The 20,720-nt window shown below is 72.1% G+C and carries 21 protein-coding genes, 1 tRNA gene and 1 pseudogene; 16 read left to right on the forward strand and 7 right to left on the reverse strand.

Going from position 1 to position 20,720, the window contains the following annotated elements:
• Window positions 1–19: 19 nt before the first annotated feature.
• Entirely contained in the window at window positions 20–643 is a 624-nt protein-coding gene (locus AB8A24_RS35835; RefSeq protein ID WP_328960801.1) for a LysE/ArgO family amino acid transporter, read from the reverse strand.
• A 69-nt stretch (window positions 644–712) separates the two neighbouring features.
• On the opposite strand from AB8A24_RS35835, the gene AB8A24_RS35840 reads away from it, so the two are divergent.
• The 8 genes from AB8A24_RS35840 to AB8A24_RS35875 all read left to right on the forward strand — a co-directional run bounded on the left by AB8A24_RS35840 (window position 713) and on the right by AB8A24_RS35875 (window position 8,922).
• Entirely contained in the window at window positions 713–1,621 is a 909-nt protein-coding gene (locus AB8A24_RS35840; protein WP_328960800.1) for a LysR family transcriptional regulator ArgP, read from the forward strand.
• A gap of 98 nt (window positions 1,622–1,719) precedes the next feature.
• Window positions 1,720–2,112 (forward strand): TOBE domain-containing protein, encoded by a 393-nt coding sequence (locus AB8A24_RS35845; protein WP_328960799.1) that lies wholly within the window; start codon window positions 1,720–1,722, stop codon window positions 2,110–2,112.
• Between the two features lie 103 nt (window positions 2,113–2,215).
• Window positions 2,216–3,298, forward strand: coding sequence for a magnesium/cobalt transporter CorA (corA, locus tag AB8A24_RS35850; protein WP_369478598.1), 1,083 nt, complete (start codon window positions 2,216–2,218; stop codon window positions 3,296–3,298).
• Window positions 3,299–3,428: 130 nt separating this feature from the next.
• Complete coding sequence (locus AB8A24_RS35855; RefSeq protein ID WP_328965802.1) at window positions 3,429–4,244, forward strand: chitosanase; 816 nt, start codon at window positions 3,429–3,431, stop codon at window positions 4,242–4,244.
• A 315-nt stretch (window positions 4,245–4,559) separates the two neighbouring features.
• A complete protein-coding gene (locus AB8A24_RS35860; protein ID WP_266377033.1) occupies window positions 4,560–4,913 on the forward strand; it encodes a DUF805 domain-containing protein in 354 nt (117 codons plus the stop codon).
• 222 nt (window positions 4,914–5,135) lie between these two features.
• On the forward strand, window positions 5,136–7,355 hold the full coding sequence (locus AB8A24_RS35865; protein ID WP_369478588.1) for an NADP-dependent isocitrate dehydrogenase: 2,220 nt from the start codon (window positions 5,136–5,138) through the stop codon (window positions 7,353–7,355).
• Between the two features lie 174 nt (window positions 7,356–7,529).
• Entirely contained in the window at window positions 7,530–8,063 is a 534-nt protein-coding gene (locus tag AB8A24_RS35870) for a GNAT family protein (protein ID WP_328960797.1), read from the forward strand.
• Window positions 8,064–8,145: 82 nt separating this feature from the next.
• Window positions 8,146–8,922: a hypothetical protein gene (locus AB8A24_RS35875; RefSeq protein WP_328960796.1), complete on the forward strand. Its 777-nt coding sequence runs from the start codon at window positions 8,146–8,148 to the stop codon at window positions 8,920–8,922.
• On the opposite strand, the gene AB8A24_RS35880 is transcribed toward AB8A24_RS35875, so the two are convergent.
• Window positions 8,903–9,847: a formylglycine-generating enzyme family protein gene (locus AB8A24_RS35880; protein ID WP_369478589.1), complete on the reverse strand. Its 945-nt coding sequence runs from the start codon at window positions 9,845–9,847 to the stop codon at window positions 8,903–8,905. The two genes, AB8A24_RS35875 and AB8A24_RS35880, sit on opposite strands and share 20 nt — an antisense overlap.
• Before the next feature lie 365 nt (window positions 9,848–10,212).
• The gene (locus AB8A24_RS35885; protein ID WP_030727879.1) at window positions 10,213–10,626 is read right to left on the reverse strand and encodes a hypothetical protein; all 414 of its coding nucleotides are present in this window, start codon (window positions 10,624–10,626) and stop codon (window positions 10,213–10,215) included.
• A gap of 385 nt (window positions 10,627–11,011) precedes the next feature.
• On the opposite strand from AB8A24_RS35885, the gene AB8A24_RS35890 reads away from it, so the two are divergent.
• Window positions 11,012–12,760, forward strand: a complete 1,749-nt coding sequence (locus tag AB8A24_RS35890) for a glycoside hydrolase family 71 protein (RefSeq protein ID WP_369478590.1) — start codon at window positions 11,012–11,014, stop codon at window positions 12,758–12,760.
• 46 nt (window positions 12,761–12,806) lie between these two features.
• Here AB8A24_RS35890 and AB8A24_RS35895 read toward each other — a convergent pair whose 3' ends face one another.
• Window positions 12,807–13,151 carry a nuclear transport factor 2 family protein gene (locus AB8A24_RS35895; protein WP_369478599.1) on the reverse strand — a complete coding sequence of 115 codons (345 nt, stop codon included), beginning with the start codon at window positions 13,149–13,151 and terminating at the stop codon, window positions 12,807–12,809.
• Between the two features lie 124 nt (window positions 13,152–13,275).
• On the opposite strand from AB8A24_RS35895, the gene AB8A24_RS35900 reads away from it, so the two are divergent.
• Window positions 13,276–14,226: a LysR family transcriptional regulator gene (locus tag AB8A24_RS35900; protein ID WP_369478591.1), complete on the forward strand. Its 951-nt coding sequence runs from the start codon at window positions 13,276–13,278 to the stop codon at window positions 14,224–14,226.
• On the forward strand, window positions 14,223–15,383 hold the full coding sequence (locus AB8A24_RS35905; protein ID WP_369478592.1) for an aminotransferase class V-fold PLP-dependent enzyme: 1,161 nt from the start codon (window positions 14,223–14,225) through the stop codon (window positions 15,381–15,383). The genes AB8A24_RS35900 and AB8A24_RS35905 overlap by 4 nt, the downstream gene beginning before the upstream one ends.
• Here AB8A24_RS35905 and cobF read toward each other — a convergent pair.
• Window positions 15,370–16,122, reverse strand: coding sequence for a precorrin-6A synthase (deacetylating) (gene cobF, locus AB8A24_RS35910; RefSeq protein ID WP_369478593.1), 753 nt, complete (start codon window positions 16,120–16,122; stop codon window positions 15,370–15,372). The genes AB8A24_RS35905 and cobF overlap by 14 nt on opposite strands.
• A gap of 18 nt (window positions 16,123–16,140) precedes the next feature.
• Between cobF and AB8A24_RS35915 the strand changes: the two genes are divergently transcribed.
• From AB8A24_RS35915 to AB8A24_RS35930, 4 genes and pseudogenes are all read left to right on the forward strand, one after another.
• The gene (locus AB8A24_RS35915; protein ID WP_328960790.1) at window positions 16,141–16,896 is read left to right on the forward strand and encodes a (Fe-S)-binding protein; all 756 of its coding nucleotides are present in this window, start codon (window positions 16,141–16,143) and stop codon (window positions 16,894–16,896) included.
• Window positions 16,893–18,358: pseudogene (locus AB8A24_RS35920) on the forward strand (lactate utilization protein B). The gene AB8A24_RS35915 and the pseudogene AB8A24_RS35920 overlap by 4 nt, the downstream one beginning before the upstream one ends.
• Window positions 18,355–19,011, forward strand: coding sequence for a lactate utilization protein C (locus AB8A24_RS35925; RefSeq protein ID WP_369478594.1), 657 nt, complete (start codon window positions 18,355–18,357; stop codon window positions 19,009–19,011). Before AB8A24_RS35920 ends, AB8A24_RS35925 begins: the two are co-directional and overlap by 4 nt.
• A 4-nt stretch (window positions 19,012–19,015) precedes the next feature.
• Window positions 19,016–19,408: a VOC family protein gene (locus AB8A24_RS35930; RefSeq protein ID WP_369478595.1), complete on the forward strand. Its 393-nt coding sequence runs from the start codon at window positions 19,016–19,018 to the stop codon at window positions 19,406–19,408.
• Between the two features lie 67 nt (window positions 19,409–19,475).
• On the opposite strand, the gene AB8A24_RS35935 is transcribed toward AB8A24_RS35930, so the two are convergent.
• Window positions 19,476–19,949, reverse strand: coding sequence for a DUF309 domain-containing protein (locus tag AB8A24_RS35935; protein ID WP_369478596.1), 474 nt, complete (start codon window positions 19,947–19,949; stop codon window positions 19,476–19,478).
• Window positions 19,950–20,057: 108 nt separating this feature from the next.
• Between AB8A24_RS35935 and AB8A24_RS35940 the strand changes: the two genes are divergently transcribed.
• Window positions 20,058–20,131 (forward strand) — tRNA-Pro (locus tag AB8A24_RS35940).
• Window positions 20,132–20,248: 117 nt separating this feature from the next.
• Here the strand turns inward: AB8A24_RS35940 and AB8A24_RS35945 are convergent.
• A partial coding sequence (locus tag AB8A24_RS35945; RefSeq protein WP_369478597.1) for a tyrosine-type recombinase/integrase occupies window positions 20,249–20,720 on the reverse strand: 472 nt, incomplete at its 5' end.

Consider the following 20,720-nt stretch of genomic DNA (forward strand, 5'->3'; position numbering starts at 1 on the left):
TCGGCGGCACGAGCACCCCCTAGGCGCGGGCCAGCAGCAGGCCGCCCATGGTGACCATGGTCGCAGCGACGAGCCCGTCCAGGACCCGCCAGGCGGCCGGACGGGCGAGCAGGCCGCTGAGCAGCCGGGCCCCGTAGCCCAGAGCCGCGAACCAGGTCAGGCTGGCCAGCACGGCCCCGATGGCGAAGGCCCAGCGCAGGTCCCCGCGGTCGGCGGCGAGGGAGCCGAGGAGCAACACGGTGTCCAGGTAGACGTGCGGGTTGAGCCAGGTCATGGCCAGTGCGGTCAGCACGGCCCGGCGGGCGGACCCGCTCGTCGCGCCCTCCGTGGTGAGGGCGGCGCCGGGGGCGGGCCGCAGCACCCGGCGGGCGGCGAGGACTCCGTAGCAGATCAGGAACCCGCCCCCGGCCAGTCCGACCACTGTCAGGGCGGCCGGCCAGGCCGTGACGAAGGCGCCGACGCCGGCGACGCCGAGGGAGATGAGGACCGCGTCGGAGACGGCACAGATGGCGACCACGGCGAGGATCGCGTGACGGCGCGCGCCCTGGCGAAGGACGAAGGCGTTCTGCGCGCCGATGGCGACGAGGAGGGAGAATCCGCTGCCGAAGCCGGCCAGGGCGGCGGTGACGTTGCCGTAGTGCATGACATCGACGGTAGGCAGCGAGATGGATTCAGTACAGCTAAAGATTTTTACGTACCATTAGCATTCGTGATGGATGAGCTTCCGCTGGATCAGGTACGCACGCTGCTCGCCGTGCTGGACGAGGGCACCTTCGACGCGGCGGCGGCCGCCCTGCACGTGACCCCCTCCGCGGTCAGCCAACGGGTCAAGGCGCTGGAGCAGCGGACCGGGCGGGTTCTGCTGATGCGGACGAAGCCGGTGCGGGCGACCGAATCCGGGGAGGTGGTGGTCCGCTTCGCCCGGCAGCTGGCCCGCCTGGAGCGCGACGCGCGCGCCGAGCTGGGGATGGCCGACGGGACGGGCCCGGTGCGGCTGCCGATCGCGGTGAACGCGGACTCCCTCGCCACCTGGTTCCTGCCGGCGCTGGCACGGGTGCCGCAGGATCCGCCGGTCTGCGTCGAGCTCCACCGCGAGGACGAGTCGCACACGACCGCGCTGCTGCGGGAGGGGCAGGTGATGGCGGCGGTGACCTCCTCGCCCGACCCGGTGGCCGGCTGCAGCGTACGGATGCTGGGCCTGGTCCGGTACCTGCCGGTGGCGAGTCCCGCGTTCGCGGCCCGGTACCTGACGGGGGAGCCGGAGCGGGACCTGCGGGAGGCGCCGACGATCGTGTTCGACCGGAAGGACGACCACCAGGACGCCTTCGTCCGCGCGCTGACGGGGGACCCGGCGATCGGGGCGGGGCCGGTACGGCACTACATACCGACGTCGGAGGGGTTCCGCGACGCGGTGGTCGCGGGGCTGGGGTGGGGGCTGGTGCCGGAACAGCAGTCGAGACCGCTGGTGCGGACGGGGCAGTTGGTGCTGTTGGAGCCGCTGCGGCCGATGGACGTCCCCCTGTACTGGCAGCAGTGGAGGCTCGACTCGCCCGCGCTGTCGACGGTCGCGGAGGTGATCGCGGCGGCGGCCCGGGAATCGCTCCGCACCCCCGCGGCCTGACCCGGACCGATCCGGCCTGACCGGACCGATCCGGCCTGACCCGGTCCCACCCGGCCCGATCCGACCTGATCGACAAGACACCCCCTAAGCTGCGGACCATGGAGTCCTACACGATCGGCCAGGCCGCCCGGCTGCTCGGCGTCAGCGTCGACACGGCCCGGCGCTGGGCGGATGCCGAACGCTTCCCCACCCATCGCGAGGGCACCCGGCGCATGGTGGAGGGGCCCGACCTCGCCGCCTTCTGCGTCGAGGCCGCTCAGGAGGGTGCCGAGGGCGAGGAGGCCCCGTACACCTCGGCCCGCAACGCCTTCCCCGGCATCGTCACCGGGGTGAAGCTGGGCACCGTCGACGCGCAGGTGGAGATCCAGGCGGGGCCGCACCGGATCGTGTCGCTGCTGACGCGCGAGGCGGTGGAGGAGCTCGGGCTGGAGGTGGGCGCGCGGGCCACGGCGCGGGTGAAGTCGACGAGCGTGTTCATCGACCGGGTCTGATACGGGGCGGCGGGATCCCCCGGGCGGTGAGCCCGGACGCAGGCGTTCCGGCGGCGATGGCAGACTGGCCGCTGATCCGCCGAAGGAGAGTACGCCGTTGTCCATGTTCAGCAACCTGCGCCGGGTCGTGCGGCGCAGCTACCGGCGGGCCGTCGACCTCAGTCATCCGGCCCGCTCCCCGCTCGGCAGCGCGGTGGTCAACTGCATCGTCTACCGCGACGGCGTACGGCAGGAGGACTGCGCCGAGGTCGAGGAGGCGCTGCGCCGGGTCCGTAAGACGGGTGACGGCTTCGTCTGGATCGGTCTGCACGAGCCGGCGAGGTCGGAGCTGGCCGGGCTGGCCGAGCTGTTCGGCCTGCACCCCCTCGCCGTCGAGGACGCGGTGAACGCGCACCAGCGTCCCAAGGTGGAGCGCTACGACGACACGTTGTTCTCCGTCTTCAAGACCGTGCGCTACGTGGAGCACGAGGAGCTGACCGCGACCAGCGAGGTGGTGGAGACCGGTGAGCTGATGGCCTTCACCGGCCAGGACTTCATCATCACCATCCGGCACGGCGGCCGCGGCACACTGGGCCCGGTCCGCGAGGAGTTGGAGGCCGCCCCGGACCAACTGGCCAACGGGTCCGCGGCCGTTCTGCACGCCATGGCCGACCACGTGGTCGACGACTACGTGGCCGTGACGGACGCGGTGCAGAACGACATCGACGCCGTCGAGACCGCGGTGTTCAGCGAGGCCGGCGGCCGCGGCGACGCGGGGCGGATCTACCAGCTCAAGCGCGAACTCCTGGAGCTCCGGCGGGCGGTGGCGCCGCTGAGCCGCCCGCTCCAGCAATTGGCGACGCAGCCGATACCGGTCATCCCGCCGGAGACCCGCGCGTACTTCCGGAACGTGGCGGACCACCTGACCCGGGCGACGGAACAGATCGGCGCCTACGACAACCTCCTCGACTCGATCCTGCAGGCCCACTTGGCGCAGGTGACCGTCGCTCAGAACGAGGACATGCGCAAGATCACGGCATGGGCGGCGATCGTCGCCGTGCCGACGATGGTCTGCGGGGTGTACGGCATGAACTTCGACCACATGCCCGAACTGCACTGGACCTACGGCTATCCGCTGGTCCTCGGCGTCATGGCGCTCGCCTGCTTCGTCATCCACCGGGGGTTCAGGCGTAACGGCTGGCTCTGACCGGACGCGGCCATTCCCTGGGGCGCGCCCGGGTATTGAGCTGCCGTCAGCTCTGGTAGTAAAGTTTCCTAACGAAGCTGGGACGCCTCAACTACCAGATGGAGGCCTTGTGTTCACCCCCCGCCGCAAGATGCTGGCGATCGGCGCACTGCTCGGCAGCGCGCTGATCGCCGTCCCCGTCGCCGCCCACGCCACCACGGCCCCCGCCCCCACGGCGCAGGCCCCGGTGGCGGCGGCCGTCGGACTCGACGATCCGGCGAAGAAGGAGATCGCCATGAAGATCGTCTCCAGTGCGGAGAACTCCTCGCTGGACTGGAAGGCGCAGTACAAGTACATCGAGGACATAGACGACGGCCGCGGTTACACGGCCGGCATCATCGGATTCTGTTCCGGCACCGGCGACATGCTCGACCTCGTCGAGTACTACACGCAGATCAAGCCGGGCAATGTCCTCGCCAAGTACCTTCCCGCCCTGCGCAAGGTCGACGGCAGCGACTCGCACGCCGGCCTCGATCCGAACTTCACCAAGGACTGGGCGAAGGCGGCTCAGGACGCCGACTTCAGGAAGGCCCAGGACCACGAGCGCGACCGGGTCTACTTCAACCCGTCCGTGAACCAGGGCAAGGCCGACGGGGTCGGCGTGCTGGGGCAGTTCATCTACTACGACGCCATCGTCATGCACGGCGACGGCGGCGACTCCACGAGCTTCCGCAACATCCGCAAACGCGCCCTGTCCAAGGCCAAGCCCCCGTCCCAGGGCGGCAACGAGACCGCTTACCTGAACGCCTTCCTCGACGCCCGGGTCTGGGCGATGAAGCAGGAGGAGGCGCACAGCGACACCAGCCGGGTCGACACCGCGCAGCGGGTCTTCCTGAAGAAGGGCAATTTCAACCTCAACACGCCGCTCGACTGGAAGGTCTACGGGGACTCCTTCCACATCGGCTGACGGTGCGCCCCGGACCGGGGCGGGAGCCTTCCTCCCCGTCCCGGCCCGCGGTGTCGCGGGGCGATAACGATGTGGGTAACGATCAGAGCAGCTGTGGGGGCGTCAAGTGGGCCTCTTGTGCGGACGTTTCGGACGTTCAGGGACATGGTGTTGCGACTGTGTCCCGAAGTCGTAACTCCGGTGCCGGAAATCGGGCGGTCCAGCCGATTTGGCCTCCCCGTAAGTGGCTTGACCGCGACGTAAGGGGGGCATAAGTTCTGCCCCGGCTTGCTCCAGCAGGACGGGCCGAACCAACCGTCCTCTGGGGGGACCCTCATGAACCACTACACCGATGTTCTGAAGAAGTACGCCGTCTTCTCGGGCCGCGCGCGCCGCCAGGAGTACTGGATGTTCACCCTCTTCCAGGTGGCCATCGCGATCGTCCTGATGATCCTCGACGGCCTGCTGGGCACCTACCCGCTGCTCGTCGGCCTGTACTTCCTCGGCACCTTCGTGCCGTCGCTGGCGGTCACCGTCCGTCGTCTGCACGACCTCGGCAAGTCCGGCGCCTGGTACTTCATCGCCTTCGTGCCGTTCATCGGTGGCATCTGGCTGCTCGTCCTGACCGCCACCGCCGGTCAGCCGCAGCCGAACGAGTACGGTGCGGACCCGAAGGCCTACGCCGCCTGATCTGCCGTACGGGCCTGATCAAGGCCTGAACACCCGAGCGTCGCCCCGGCCGGCAACGGCCGTGGGCGGCGCTCTCGGCATTTCCGGGGGCCGTCGGGCGCCGCGTGACATGCGTCTCGCGGACTGGCGGCCGGGGGCTGTGCTGACCGGCCCGATCACGAGATATCTTGATGTCGAGCAATGTTGCAGACGAGAGACGCAGACTGTGGAGCGGAGCATCCGGTGACTGACTCGACCATCATCTACACGCACACTGACGAGGCCCCGGCCCTCGCGACGTATTCCTTCCTGCCTGTGATCCAGGCGTACGCGTCGACGGCCGGTGTGAATGTCGAGACCCGTGACATCTCCCTGGCCGGTCGGATCATCGCCGTCTTCCCGGAGTACCTCCAGGAGAGCCAGCGGATCGCCGACGCCCTCGCCGAGCTCGGCGAGCTGGCGAAGACCCCGGAAGCCAACATCATCAAGCTTCCGAACATCTCGGCCTCGATCCCGCAGCTCAAGGCCGCGGTCGCCGAGCTCCAGGGCCAGGGCTACGCCCTCCCGGACTACCCGGACGACCCGAAGACCGACGAGGAGCGCGACATCCGCGCCCGCTACGACAAGGTCAAGGGCAGCGCCGTCAACCCGGTCCTGCGCGAGGGCAACTCCGACCGCCGCGCCCCCGCCTCGGTCAAGAACTACGCCAAGACGCACCCGCACCGCATGGGCGCCTGGACCACCGAGTCGAAGACGAACGTCGCCACCATGGGCGAGAACGACTTCCGCTCCACGGAGAAGTCCACCGTCATCGCCGAGGCCGGCACCCTGCGCATCGAGCACGTCGCCGCCGACGGCGCCACCACCGTGCTGCGCGAGTCCGTACCGGTCCTCGCCGGTGAGGTCGTGGACGCGTCCGTCCTGCACGTCGACGCGCTGCGCACCTTCCTGAACGACCAGATCGAGCGTGCCAAGGCCGAGGGCGTGCTGTTCTCCGTGCACCTCAAGGCCACGATGATGAAGGTCTCCGACCCGATCATCTTCGGCCACGTGGTCCGCGCGTTCCTCCCGAAGACCTTCGCCCGCTACGGCGAGACCCTGGCCGCCGCCGGCCTGTCGCCCAACGACGGCCTCGGCGCCATCCTGAACGGCCTGGGCGCGCTGGCCGACGGCGACGCGATCAAGGCCTCGATCGACGCCGAGATCGCCGAGGGCCCGGCCCTCGCGATGGTCGACTCCGACAAGGGCATCACCAACCTGCACGTGCCGTCCGACGTCATCGTCGACGCCTCGATGCCGGCCATGATCCGCACCTCCGGCCACATGTGGGGCCCGGACGGCGCCGAGGCCGACACCCTCGCCGTCCTCCCGGACAGCAGCTACGCCGGCGTCTACCAGGTCGTCGTCGACGACTGCCGCGCCCACGGCGCCTTCGACCCGTCCACCATGGGCTCGGTCCCCAACGTCGGTCTCATGGCCCAGAAGGCCGAGGAGTACGGCAGCCACGACAAGACCTTCGAGACCGCCACCGCGGGCACCGTCCGCCTGGTCGACGCCGCGGGCAACACGGTCCTGGAGCAGGAGGTCGCCGCCGGTGACATCTTCCGCGCCTGCCAGACCAAGGACCTCCCCGTCCAGGACTGGGTCAAGCTCGCCGTCACCCGCGCCCGCGCCACCGGCGTCCCGGCCGTCTTCTGGCTGGACGAGAACCGCGCCCACGACGCGCAGCTGATCGCCAAGGTCAAGACGTACCTCGCCGAGCACGACACCGAGGGTCTGACCATCAAGATCCTCTCCCCGGTCGAGGCCACCGCCTTCTCCCTGGAGCGCATCCGCCGCGGCGAGGACACCATCTCGGTGACCGGCAACGTGCTGCGTGACTACCTGACCGACCTCTTCCCCATCCTGGAGCTGGGCACCAGCGCCAAGATGCTGTCGGTCGTCCCGCTGATGAACGGCGGCGGCCTCTTCGAGACGGGCGCCGGCGGCTCCGCCCCGAAGCACGTCCAGCAGCTGGTCAAGGAGAACTACCTGCGCTGGGACAGCCTGGGCGAGTTCTTCGCGCTGGCCGCCAGCTTCGAGCACCTCGCGACCACCACCGGCAACGCCCGCGCCCAGGTGCTGGCCGACACCCTGGACCGCGCGACCGGCACCTTCCTCAACGAGGACAAGTCGCCGAGCCGCAAGCTGGGCGGCATCGACAACCGCGGCAGCCACTTCTACCTCGCCACCTACTGGGCGCAGGAGCTGGCCAAGCAGACCGACGACGCCGAGCTGGCCAAGGCCTTCGAGCCGGTCGCCAAGGCGCTGGCGGAGCAGGAGGAGACCATCGTCGCCGAGCTCGTCGCGGTGCAGGGCTCCCCGGCCGAGATCGGCGGCTACTACCAGCCCGACGCCACGAAGGCCGCGGCGATCATGCGCCCGTCCGCGACCCTCAACGAGGCGCTCGCCCTCCTGGGCTGATGCCGACAGTCGTACCCACGCGTCGTCCGTGACGACGTGATCCGCTCCGCCCCGGCCGGCCCCGTGCCCGGCCGGGGCGGAGCCGTGTCCGAGGCCGTGTCCGGGGCGGTGTCCGGGGCACGGAGGACCGAAACCCCATTGCGGCCCGCGCCCGCCGGCGGCTAGGAAGGGCCGGTGATCAGCGGACACCTGGCCGGCCTGCGCGCCCGCCTCCCCGAGGACGTACCCGTTCTGCACGCCGAGCTGTACGAGGACGTCGTGACGCGCTCACGGGCCGACTCCCGGCCCTGGAGCCCGCGGTCGGCCACCGGCGGCCACTCGCCGTACGAGGTGGGTGCGCCCACCGAGGACGCGGCGGTCTTCACCGTGGTCGACCTGGCCTCCGCGGAGCCCGCCGGGGAGGCCCTGCTCTGGGGCATCGACACCCACAACCGCTGCGCCCACCTCGGCATCTCGCTGCGACCGGGCATGCGCGGGCGGGGGCTGGGCCAGGAGGTCGTCCAGCTGCTGTGCCGCTACGGATTCACCGTGCGCGGGCTCGGCCGCCTCCAGCTGGAGACCCTCGCCGACAACGCGGCGATGATCGGTGCCGCGCGTGCCGCGGGCTTCGTACAGGAGGGCCTGCTGCGCCGCTCGGCGTGGGTGTACGGCTCCTTCCAGGACGAGGTCGTCATGGGACTCCTGGCCGAGGAGTGGGCCCTGCGCTAGCGTTCGGGGTCGGTGACCCGGGGCGTGCCGGGCGCCCGCCGCGGGTCGGCCGGGACCGCGCCGAAAACGCTCTGGGGGTTCTGTGGCACGCCGTTCCGACACGTCCTGCGCCGGTTTCGGATGCGCCGGGCTCCTGCTCGTGCTGTTCGTCCTGCCCACCGTGGGCTATCTGCTGGCGGTGCCGCTGGCACTGCCCGATCTGCTGGCCGAGCAGTCACCGCCGCAACAGCTGCAGGGCTTCGGCCAGTACCTCGTCGTCTACGCCATCCCGACCGTCGTGGCCCTGCTGCTGGCCCTGTTCGCCTCGCGCCGCCGGGCCGGCGGCTGGTGGCTGGTCCCGGCCCGCGCGGTGGCCCTGCTCGCGCTCGTCGCCGCGGCGCTGTGGTGGACGGAGGGCCAGGTCGGGGATCATCCGGTGTGGAACGTCCGGGCCATGGCCGAGAGCATGGCCGCGGGTCTGGTGGCGCTCGCCTTCGTCGTGGCGGTCCGCCGGTGGGACGCCTCCCGCGGCGGCCCGCGCGTCGCCGTCGGCACCCACCGGCCGGCACCGGGGGAGATCTGGCTGGCCATGGTGCCGCTGCGCGAGGACCCGGCGCGGCAGCTGCGCCACTACTGCGTGGTACTGGCCGTCCATCCCGGCCACGCGGAGGTCGCCCAGATCACCACCAAGGACAAGGACGGGCGCGCCGACCACATCCGGATCCCCAACGAGGGCTGGGACAAGGCTTCCGGGCGCGCCCACTGGGTGGAGTTCGGCCGGACGCCGCGTCTGGTCGATTACGGGATGTTCCTCAAGTCCCGCCCGCAGGGGCGCTGTCCGGCCCCGGTGTGGCGGCAGCTCAGCCGGCAGCTGGGCTGACGTCGGCGGCCACCCGGAAGCCGATGTTCCCGGCGGAGCTGTCCGGGGTGTTGCGGGTGCGTGCCGCGACCCGGTAGCGGTTGCAGTACGAGTCGTGGCACATGTGGGAGCCGCCGCGCATGGCCCGTTCCGGGCCGGTGGGCGAGAAGCGGTCGGCGGACCACTCCCACACGTTGCCGACCGTCTGGTGGAGGCCGTACCCGTTGGGCCGGAAGGCCTTGACCGGGGCCGTGCCCGCGTACCCGTCGGCCCGGGTGTTGTGGACGGGGAAGTCACCGTTCCAGATGTTGCACATGTAGCGCCCGCCGGGCCGCAGTTCGTCACCCCACGGGTAGCGCTTCTGCTCCAGCCCGCCGCGGGCCGCGAACTCCCACTCCGGCTCCGTGGGCAGCCGGGTCCCGGACCAGGCGCAGTACGCCTGGGCGTCGTGCCAGGAGACGTGCACCACGGGGTGGTGCCGGCGGGCGGCGAAGGAGGAGCCGGGGCCCTCCGGGTGGCGCCAGTCGGCCCCGGAGACGGCCCGCCACCACGGGGTCCCGGCCACCGCGGGCGAGGTGGCCGCGAGTGCGCCGGAGAGGAAACCGGCGAAGACGAAGCTGAAGCCGAAGGACTCCGCCTCCGTGACATGGCCGGTGGCCTTCACGAAGGACGCGAACTGCGCGTTGGTGACGGTGGTCGGGGCGATACGGAACGCCCCGACCACCTCCTGACGCACCGGACCCTCGCCGTCCGCCGGGAACCCGTCCGGGTCCTCGGTCCCCATCAGGAATCGGCCGCCCGCGAGGGCGACCAGGTCCCGTACGGCACGCGCCGCCGCCGGGTCCGCCGCAGCGGCCGCCACGGGCGCGGGTTCCGGCCGCCGGGTCAGGGCCAGGACCTCGGCGGAGCTCTCGCGTCCGGGGGTGCAGCAGGGTTCGGGCGGCATCGGTCTCTCCTAGGGGGTGTCCGGTCGATCGGTGTCCGGGTCAGCCGGTGCCGGCGACCGCGCCCGTGGCATCGGCCCTGCCGACCGGCGCGTTGCGGGGGCGCGTTCCGGGGCGGGCCGGGGTGCTCACGAAGGGTCCCCTGTACGTGCGGGGAAGGAAACGTACGCACGGGGGTTCGCGGCGGTCCTCGCGCACCGTCGAACCCGCAGGTCAGACCCTAGAGGTGGGGTGTGGCAGCACCATGGCAGGGCTGTGGCGGCCCCATGGCGGCGCTGTGCCGCGCACGTAACGGGAGTTCGGGGGAGCCGAGCCGTAGCCCGGAGCGGGAGCCGTGGACGTCCGGTGCATGGGTCAGGCCGGCGGATCAGAGCTGGTGGATCCGCTCCTGCTCGAAGGCCAACGGGGACCGCCCGGCCGCCAGGATCCGCAGCCCCGGTGCCACGGTCAGCAGATTCCGTAGCCAGGCCAGGGCGTCCGGGCCGAGTTGCTCCGCGCCGTCCAGGACGAGCAGCATGTCGCGTTCGGCCAGCCACGAGGCGGTGTTCGCCGTCCCTCGGGCCGGTGCGGGCATGCCGGGTACGGAGCCCAGCTCGGCCGTCAGTTCCCGGACCCCGTAGCCGCCGTGCTGCGGGTTCATGGCGACGACGGCCACCCCGTCGTAGAAGTTGGACGCGATCCGCCGTGCGATCTCCCGCACCAGCAGGCTCCGCGGCTCGCGGAAGGCTCCCGCCACGGTCAGCACGCGCCCCCGCCGGACGGCGGTGAGCAGCCGGGACATCTCGGCGGACGTCGCCGGCAGCGTTGCGGATAAGCCTGTTTCCCTCATCGACCCGGCTTCCCCCATGGCCCCGGATTCCCCCATCGGCACGATGCCCCCACTGCATGCGTGACCAAGTGCGGCACGAGGGTTTTTTCGAGCCGCGTGACGACGATTATGCGCCACTTGCGCCGTAAGGCTAGGGGAATGTCGCATTCCGAAGAACGGGTTCGCTGCGGCCCAGGTGGGGACTTCGTACGGGCCGCCGGACGGGCGGCGTAGTTCCCGTGGTCCGTGTGACGTACGTACCCGAACTCCGCGTCCTGGGAACGGTTGTCCGGAAGCCGGGATTGGGCTCTACTGCTGTGCAGCCCCCAGTGGGGGCATATTCGCGGGAGGGACCAGAATGACAGCGGACCGGCGAACGGACCGGCGAGCACGGCATCGTGCGGGCGGACGGGCACAGGGCGCGGGCCGGGCGGCCGGACCCGTCTCGCACCGGCGCCGGCCGGCCTTCCGGGGCCGCAGGCCGCTGCTCGCCACCTTGCTCTCCGCCTTCTTCCTGGTCGGGGTCTGCGCGGCCACCGGAATCGCCTGGGACCCGAGCGACGCGGGTTCCGTGCAGGGGGCCGCGGCCCCCGGCGACCTCCCGGTGGCCACCGCGACCGGCGGCTCGCCCGGCGTGCCCGGCGAGGCCGCCCCGTCACCCGCCCCGCCCCCGGCGCCCACCAAGGGCGCGGCCGCCAAGGGCAACCCCGAGAACGCGGTGGACTCCGGGGCCGAACGCCCCACCGGAGCCCTGCCCTTCGACATGCCCGCGCCGGCCGCCCTGCGCTCGGGCGGAGCGGGCAAGAAGCTGGTGTTCGCCCACTACTTCACCCCCTACCCGCTCTCCCTGGACAACGCGGCCGCGGACCGGGACTACTACACCCGTAACTACCTGAACCCCGACGGCGAGAGCGGGAAGCACGGCCGCTACGGCGGCCTGCTGCGCGACCGGCCGCTGCCCGTGACCCCCAAGAGCGGCGACTGGGAGTACGCCAACCTCCAGCAGGAGGTGCGCACGGCCCGCGCGGCGGGCATCGACGGCTTCACCCTCGACCTGCTCTCCCTCTCCGGCAAGAACTGGGACCGCAGCAACCTGCTGATGGCGGCGGCCCGTTCGGTGGACCCGGCCTTCAAGATCATGCTGATGCCGGACATGACCTCCCTGAAGGCCGACGACCCCGCCGTGCTCGCCGAGGCGATCGCCACCCTCGCCGACGCCTCCGCCGCGCACCGGCTCCCCGACGGCCGCCTCGTGGTCTCCCCCTTCAAGGCGGAGGAGAAGAGCGTCGCCTGGTGGACCGAGGTCATCGCCCTCCTGAAGTCCGAGCACGACATCCGCACCGCCTTCGTCCCGCTCTTCCTCGACTTCGGCGCCCACAGCGACGAGTTCGCCCGGATCAGCCACGGCTTCTCCGAGTGGGGCAGCCGTAGCTACGTCGGCCAGGAGAGCTCCACGCGCGACGTCCGGCGGGCCCACGACATGGGCAAGATCTGGATGCAGCCGGTGTCGGTCCAGGACGCGCGCCCCAACCAGGGCATCTACGACGAGGCGGGCAACACCGCGACCCTGCGCTCCACCTGGACGCACGCCATCGAGGACGGCGCGGACTGGGTTCAGCTCACCACCTGGAACGACTACTCGGAGGGCAGCCAGTTCGCGCCCTCCCTGCACAACGGCCACGCGTACCTGGACCTGACCTCGTACTACCTCACCAAGTTCAAGACGGGCAGCTGGCCGAAGATCGTCCGGGACACCCTCTACCTCTCCGCGCGCACGCAGTTCGCGGACGCCGACCCGACGGGCGACCAGTCGCTGGTCATGTCGCTCCGCAAGGGGAGCGCCCCGCCCCGGGACAAGGTGGAGGTGCTCAGCTTCCTCACCGGGGCCGGAACCGTCCGTACGACCGTCGGCACCGCGCAGGGCGGTTACGAGGCCCCCGCGGGGATCCACGCGCAGCTGATCCAACTGACGGCCGGCACCAGCTCGGCGCAGGTCGTCCGGGACGGGAAGGGCGGGGTGAAGGTCGACCTGCCGTACCGGGTGGACCACAAGGTGGAGGTGCAGGACCTCCAGTACTACGCGGCGACCAGCGGCCGGGAACAGTAGGCCCGCCCGCCTGCCCGTTTGCCCCGCCCGCCCGCCCGCTCGCCGGTCAGTCGGTCGGCGGGGCGAACTCCGGCTGGTCGAGCAGGCGCAGCCAGCTGCCGTCCGGCTGACGGCGGACGACCTGCGCACGGGCGCCGGAGCCGTCCTTCGGCGGGGTCGAGGTCAGCGCGATGTCACCGCTGACCAGCGTCGGCAGCGGCGCCTCCGGCTCGAAGACGGGGCGGCGGGCCAGCACCCTCTCCCACAGGGCCGAGATCGCCTCGCGGCCCACCGTCAGCTCCCCGGGCGGGTACGCCAGCACCGCGTCCTCCTCGTAGAGCGCGGCGACGCCCGACGCGTCGCCGGCGTTGGAACGCTCGACGAACAGGCGGGTGATGTCCTCGGGCCGCATCGCCTTCTCGTACACGACTACCTCCGTGGGATGGGTACGTCCGCTGCGCTTCGTACCTCCAGCCTGATCTTCGGCTGACCAGAAGTCCAACAGATGGATCTTCTGGTCACTAGAATCCACAGTCATGGAACTGAGGCAGCTCGCCTACTTCGTCGCCGTCGCCGAGGAACAGAACTTCACCCGGGCGGCCGAGCGGGTGCACATCAGCCAGTCCGGGGTCAGCGCCCAGATCCGCCAACTGGAACGGGAGCTCGGCGCCGAGCTGTTCGACCGCTCGGCCCGCACCGCCACCCTCACCGCCGCCGGAGCGGCCGCCCTCGCACCCGCCCGCGCCGCGCTCGCCGCCGCCGCGGCGGTGGGCCAGGCGGTGGGGGACGTGGCCGGCGTGATCCGGGGCCGGATCACGGTCGGCATGGTCGTCGGCTGCACCGTCACCCCGCTCTTCGACGCCCTCGCCGCCTTCCACCGGGCCCACCCCGGTGTGGAGATCGCCCTGCTGGAGGACAACTCCGACCGGCTCGTCCAAGGGGTCCGCTCCGGCACGGTCGACGTGGCCCTCATCGGGACCGCGACCGCCACCCCGGCCGGACTGGAAGCCCTCACCCTCGTCAGCGAGCGGCTCGTCGTCGCGGTCCCGCCCGATCACCCGCTGGCCCACCGGCGCCGGGTCACCCTGCGCGACCTCGCCGACCACCCGGTCATCTGCATGCCCGCCGGCACCGGCCTGCGCACCGTCCTCGACCAGGCCTGTGCCGCACAGCGGCTCCAGCCGGTGATCGCCCTGCAGGCGGGGGCCGCGGACGCCATGGCCGACCTCGCCGCGCGCGGCCTGGGCGTCGCCGTCCTCAGCGAGTCGATGGCCGAGAGCTACCGCGACCGCCTCAGCGCCCGCGTCATCGACGACGTCGACATCCCCGCCCTGCTCTGCCTGGTCTGGCGCGCCGCGCACGGCCCCGCCGTGCGCGAGCTGCTCGCCCACGGGCGCCGGGCCTTCGGCGGCGGCGGTCTACCGGAGCCCGCGGCCGCGGGAGATGATCCGAGGGACAGCCGCGCCGCACCCCCGGAGGAGCAGTGACCGAGCCGATACGTCCCGCCGGGTCCGCCCAGGAGTTCCCCGGCGGGCCCGCCCTGTTCCGCCTGGACCCCCGCGTCGCCCATCTCAACCACGGCTCCTTCGGCGCGGTCCCCGTCCCCGTCCAGGAGACACAGGCCGCGCTCCGCGCCGAGGTGCACGCCGACCCCGACGCCTTCTTCGTCGCCGTCCCGGACCGCCTCGCCGAGGCCCGTACCCGGATCGCCGCGCACCTGGGCGCCGACCCCGACGGGATCGCCTTCATCGCCAACGCCACCGAGGGCGCCAACCTGGCCCTGGACGCCGTCCCGCTCGCCGACGGCGACGAGATCCTGGTCACCGACCACGGCTACGGCACCGTCGTCGCGGCCGCCGCCCGCCGCGCCCCCGTCACCACCGTCGCCCTCGATCCCCACCTGCCCGACGAGGACGCCGTACGGGAGACCGTGCTGGCCGCGCTGACCCCCCGTACGCGGGTGGCCGTACTCGACCAGGTCAGCTCGCCCACCGCCCGGATCATCGCCTCCGCCCGGCTCCTCGCGGACCTGCGCGCCCGCGGGGTCACCACCGTCGTGGACGGAGCCCACGCCCTGGGCATGCTCGCCGACCCCCTCGCGGGCGGCGCCGACTTCTGGTTCGGCAACCTCCATAAATGGGGCTACGCGCCCTCCGGCAGCGCCGTCCTGGCCGTCGCCCCGCAGCACCGCCGCCGGATCCGGGCCCTCGTACCGTCCTGGGAGGACCGGCACGGCTTCCCGCGTTCCGTCGAGAACCGCGCCACCGCCGACTACACCGGCTGGCTGGCCGCCCCCGACGGGCTCGACCTCCTCGAACGCCTCGACGCGGCCAAGGTCCGGGCCCACAACAGCGCGCTGGCCGCCCACGGCGCGGCCCTGCTCGCCGAGCTCCCCGGGCTCACCCCGCTCCCGCACGGCGAGGCCCTCGCCATGCGCACCCTGCGCCTGCCGCCCGGGGTGGCCGAGACCCCGGACCGGGCCCAGGAACTGCGCGAGCGGATCGCGGCCGAGCAGGGCATCCGGGTACTGATCTGGCCCTGGCCGGGCGGCGGCGGCATCCGCGTCTGCGGCCAGATCTACAACCGCCCCGAGGAGTACGAACGCCTCGCCGCCGTCCTCCCGTCCTACCTCAGGCGCGCCTGAGCAGGTACGTGTCCATGATCCAGCCCTTGCGGGCGCGGGCCTCGGTGCGCAGTTCCTCGATCTGCCCGGCGACCTCCGCGAGCTTGCCCTGCACCAGGATCTCGTCCGGGGTACCGACGTAGGCCCCCCAGTAGATGTAGAGGTCCTGGTCCAGGTGGGCGGTGAAGGCGTGCCGCGCGTCCAGCATCACCACCACGTCGTCCACGTCCTCGGGCCAGCCCTCGGCCAGCCTGCGCCCGGTGGTGATCTGGACCGGCCGCCCGACCCGGTTCAAGGTGGTCCGGTGCCGCGCCAGCAGCGCCGAGATGCTGCTGATGCCGGGCACGACCTCGTGCTCGAAAGCCACCCGGCCGTGCTCCAGCACCTCGTCGAGGATCGCGAGCGTGGAGTCGTAGAGGGAGGGATCGCCCCAGACCAGGAACGCCCCGGTCTCGCCGTCCGCCAGATCCTCCGCGATGAAGCGCTCGAAGAGCTCGGCCCGCGCACTGCGCCAGCCGTCCACCGTCGGGGTGTAGTCGGCGGGCGTCCGGTCCCGGTCCGGATCGCGGCCCTCCACCAACCGGTGGCCGGGACGGGCGTGCGCGTCGAGCATCGCCCGCCGCAGCCCGGTCAGATCCGCCTTCTCCTCGCCCTTCTCCAGAATGAGGAATGCGTCCGCCGCGCCGATCGCCCTGACCGCCTGGAGGGTCAGATGGTCCGGGTCGCCCGCGCCTATGCCGATCACTGAGAACTTCTTCACGGGGCTATTGTGCCCATCATGCGAGCCGCCCTGTTCGTCACCTGCGTCAACGACGCGCTCTACCCGCGGACCGGCATCGCCGTCGTACGCCTCCTGGAGCGGCTCGGGGTCGACGTGGACTTCCCGGCCGCCCAGAGCTGCTGCGGGCAGCCGCAGTACAACACCGGCTACCGGTACGAGACCGAACCGCTGATGCGGCGCACCGCGCGGGCCTTCGCGGGACACGCGTACGTGGTCACCCCCTCCGGATCCTGCGCCGCGATGATCCGCGAGCACTACCCGCGCATCGGCCGGAAGGCGGCTGCGGAGGGGCGCGGCAGCGAGCTCGCCGACGCGGCCGCCGCGCTCGCGCCGCGCGTGTACGAGCTGACCGAGTTCCTGGTCGACGTGCTCGGGGTGACCGACGTCGGCGCGTACTTCCCGCACACCGTCACCTACCACCCCTCCTGTCACGGCCTGCGCGGGCTGGGGCTCGGGGACCGGCCGCGCCGGCTGCTGGCCGCGGTGAAGGGCCTGGACCTGGTCGAGCTGCCGGGCGCCGAGGAGTGCTGCGGCTTCGGCGGCACCTTCGCCGTCAAGAACCCCGACGTCTCGACCGCCATGGGCACCGACAAGATCACGGCAGCGGCCGGCACCGGAGCCCAGGTGCTGTGCGGCGCCGACAACTCCTGCCTCGCCCACCTCGGCGGCCTGCTCCGCCGCGCGGACAGCCCGATGCGGGCCCTGCACCTCGCCGAGATCCTGGCCGCCACCGAGGAGGAACCGCTGTCGTGAGCGGTACGTACCTGGGCATGCCCCCGTTCCCCGCCGCCGCACGGGAGGCCGTACGGGACGAGGTCCTGCGCGCCAACCTCCGCCGCGCCACGCACACCATCCGCGACAAACGCGCGCGAGCCGTCGCCGAACTCGCCGACTGGGACCGGCTGCGCGCCGCCGGCAAGGCCGTCAAGGACCACACGCTGCGCCATCTCGACCGCTACCTGCTGCAGTTGGAGGAGGCCGTCACGGCGGCCGGCGGCACGGTCCACTGGGCCGCCGACGCGGACGAGGCCAACCGGATTGTCACGGAACTGGTCCGAGCCACCGGCGAACGGGAGGTCGTCAAGGTCAAGTCCATGGCCACCCAGGAGATCGGACTCAACGAGGCCCTGGAGGCCGCCGGGATCACCGCGTACGAGACCGACCTCGCCGAACTCATCGTGCAGCTCGGCCACGACCGCCCCTCCCACATCCTGGTCCCGGCCATCCACCGCAACCGGGCCGAGATCCGCGACATCTTCCGCGCCGAGATGGGCGACTGGGGCCGACCCCCGAATCCCTCGGCGACGACCCGCGGGAACTCGCCGAGGCGGCGCGCCTGCACCTGCGCGAGAAGTTCCTGCGCGCCAAGGTCGCCGTGTCCGGGGCCAACTTCATGGTCGCCGAGACCGGCACGATGGTCGTCCTGGAATCCGAGGGCAACGGCCGGATGTGCCTGACCCTGCCCGAGACCCTGATCTCCGTCGTCGGCATCGAGAAGGTCGTCCCCACCTTCCGCGACCTGGAGATCTTCCTCCAGACCCTGCCTCGCTCCTCGACGGCCGAGCGGATGAACCCGTACACGACGATGTGGACGGGTACCACGGACGGCGACGGGCCCGCCGCCTTCCACCTCGTCCTCCTCGACAACGGCCGCACCGACACCCTCGCCGACGAGACCGGCCGCCAGGCCCTGCGCTGCATCCGCTGCTCCGCCTGCCTCAACGTCTGCCCGGTCTACGAACGCGCCGGCGGCCACGCCTACGGCTCCGTCTACCCCGGCCCCATCGGCGCCATCCTCAGCCCCCAACTACGCGGCACCGGCAGCGAGATCGACGCCTCGCTGCCCTACGCCTCCACCCTGTGCGGAGCCTGCTACGAGGTCTGCCCCGTCGCCATCGACATCCCCGAGGTCCTCGTCCACCTCCGCGAACGGGTCGCCCAGGGCGGCCCGGTGACCCGCGACGGCATCCGCGTCACCCTCCGCCCCGCCGACGGCCACACCGCCGAACGGGCCGCCATGCGCGCCGCCCGGCTGCTCCTGGACCACCCGGGGGCCCTGCGCGCGGGGGAGCGCCTGCTGGCCAGGGCCCGGCGGCTGGCCCCCCGCCGGCTCCCCGGGGCCGGGCGGGCCTGGACCGACAGCCGTGAACTGCCCACCGTGGCGGCGCAGTCCTTCCGCGACTGGTGGGCCCGGGAACGGAGCACCCCGCGATGAGCAGCAAGGACCGCATCCTGGGCCGGATCCGCCGGGCGCTGCCCGACGGCCGGTCCCCCGACGGCCCGTCCGCGGAGATCCCGCGCGACTACCTCCACGTCCACGGTGTCCGCACCCCCGCGGAGCGGGTGGACCTGCTCGCCGCCCACCTCACCGAGTACCGGGCCGTCGTCCACCGCACCGACGGCGAGGCACTGTCCGCACTGCTGACACGGCTGCTCGCCGAGCGGGGCGCCCGGTCGGTGCTCGTCCCGCCCGGCCTGCCCCCGCACTGGCTCCCGGCCGAGGGTCCCACCCGCGTACCCGACCGGGAGGCCTCCACCCCGTACGAACTGGACCGGGTCGACAGCGTGGTCACCGGCTGCGCCCTGGCCGTCGCCGAGACCGGCACGATCGTCCTCGACGGCGGCCCCGACCAGGGCCGGCGCCGCATCACCCTGATCCCGGACCACCACATCTGTGTGATCAAGGTCCCGGACCAGGTGGTGGACTCCGTCCCGCAGGCCCTGCCGCTCCTGGACCCGACCCGCCCCCTGACCTGGATCTCCGGCCCCTCCGCCACCAGCGACATCGAACTCGACCGGGTGGAGGGCGTCCACGGCCCCCGCCGACTGGACGTGATCCTGCTGGCGGCGGCGCCCGGGACACAATGAGGGCATGGCATCGCACATCGCCCTCACGGCCCTCCTCGTCAACGACTACGACGAGGCCATCGACTTCTACACCCGCGCCCTCGGCTTCGACCTCGCCGAGGACACCGCCCGCCCGGACGGCTCCCGCTGGGTCGTGGTCCGACCGCCCGGCGCCACCGAATCCGCCCTCCTGCTGGCCCGGGCCAAGGACGACGCCCAGCGCTCCCGCGTCGGCGACCAGACCGGCGGCCGCGTCGGCCACTTCCTGTACACCGACGACTTCGCCCGCGACCACGCCCGGATGACCACCGAGGGCGTCCGCTTCCTGGAGGAGCCGCGGCACGAGGCGTACGGCTCCGTCGCCGTCTTCGAGGACCTGTACGGCAACCGCTGGGACCTCCTCCAGCCCGCCGCTTAGGTCGTCTCTTCCGGATCGTGTCGGCCGGGCAGCGCGGGCTCGGCCGACACGATCCGAAAGAGACGACCTAACCCGCCAGCCTCGGCGCCTCCCGCGCGGCATCGACGGCCGGGCCCCCGTCCGCCACCCTGCCGGCCAGCCCCTCGGCCCACCGGACCAGGCCCGGCACGTCGACCCCGTACGGGCTCCCGTCCAGCCCCTCAATCCTCCCGGCCCCGCGCCGCAGCAGCCGCGCCCCGCCGACCGTGTTGCCGCGCGCGGCGTGCGTCAACCCGACGGCGAGCTGCGCGAGCCCCCGCCAGAGCGGGGCCGCGGCCTCGGGCCCCGACTTCCAGGCGTCCTCGAACACCTCGTGCGCGTGGAACGGCATCCCGGCGTCCAACAGCCGCTGCGCCTCCCGCAGGGTCTCCCCGGGGGAGCGCACCACCCCCTCGGGCTGCCGCCCCACCCCGGCCTCCCCGTAGGCGAGCGGCCGCCCCAACCCATCCCTGGGCCGCGCGCTGCGCGCCCGCCCGTCGACATCCCGATCCCGTGCGTTCACCACCCCATCCTGCCCCTTGCCGATTACCCGTGCATGCACACCCCTCGGCGTGGGGTAATGTTCTGCATGTGCCGCCGGGCAGGGGGAAACCCCAGGTCGAAGGCACAACGGGACGTGGCGCAGCTTGGTAGCGCACTTGACTGGGGGTCAAGGGGTCGCAGGTTCAAATCCTGTCGTCCCGACTAGAGGTTCGCCTCGTAGTCGCAGATCGGAGCCCTATCTCACTTCGGTGAGGCAGGGCTTTCGTTCGTTCTATGGGCTGTCGTGTCACATTTCGTCACAGACCTGGTGGATCTTCCTCAGGCGGCGAGCAGCTCCCCAAGCTTGTCCGAACCAGCCTTGAGGCTCTGCGGGTCGGGGTGAACATAGACCCGCTTGGTGAAGGACAGATCGCTGTGTCCCGCCCACGCGGAGACCACGGTGTCGGGCACGCCGTTGTTGGCCATCCACGAGAGGCATGCGTGCCAAGCGTCGTACAGACGTACCTTCCGCACGCCGACCTCGGCCATCAACCGGTGGGCCTCGCGACGCAGCTTGTCCGTCTTGAAGGGCCGACCCAGCTCGTCAACGACCACGTAGCCGCTGGCCTCGTACCCTTCCCCCGCAGCGAGCTTCTCCTTCGCTTGACGAGCCCGGAGGGTCGCGAGCGCTGCAAGCAGTGGCTTGGGCAGGGGAAGGACGCCAGGGTCATTGTATGATCGGGATCTGTCCGGGTTGATCACGTGAGGCCGAGAGCCGTCAGCGGTCGGCGGTAGTCGCGGCTGGTGCGTC

This window comes from Streptomyces sp. BF23-19 (genome assembly GCF_041106355.1).
Classification (GTDB): domain Bacteria; phylum Actinomycetota; class Actinomycetes; order Streptomycetales; family Streptomycetaceae; genus Streptomyces; species Streptomyces virginiae_A.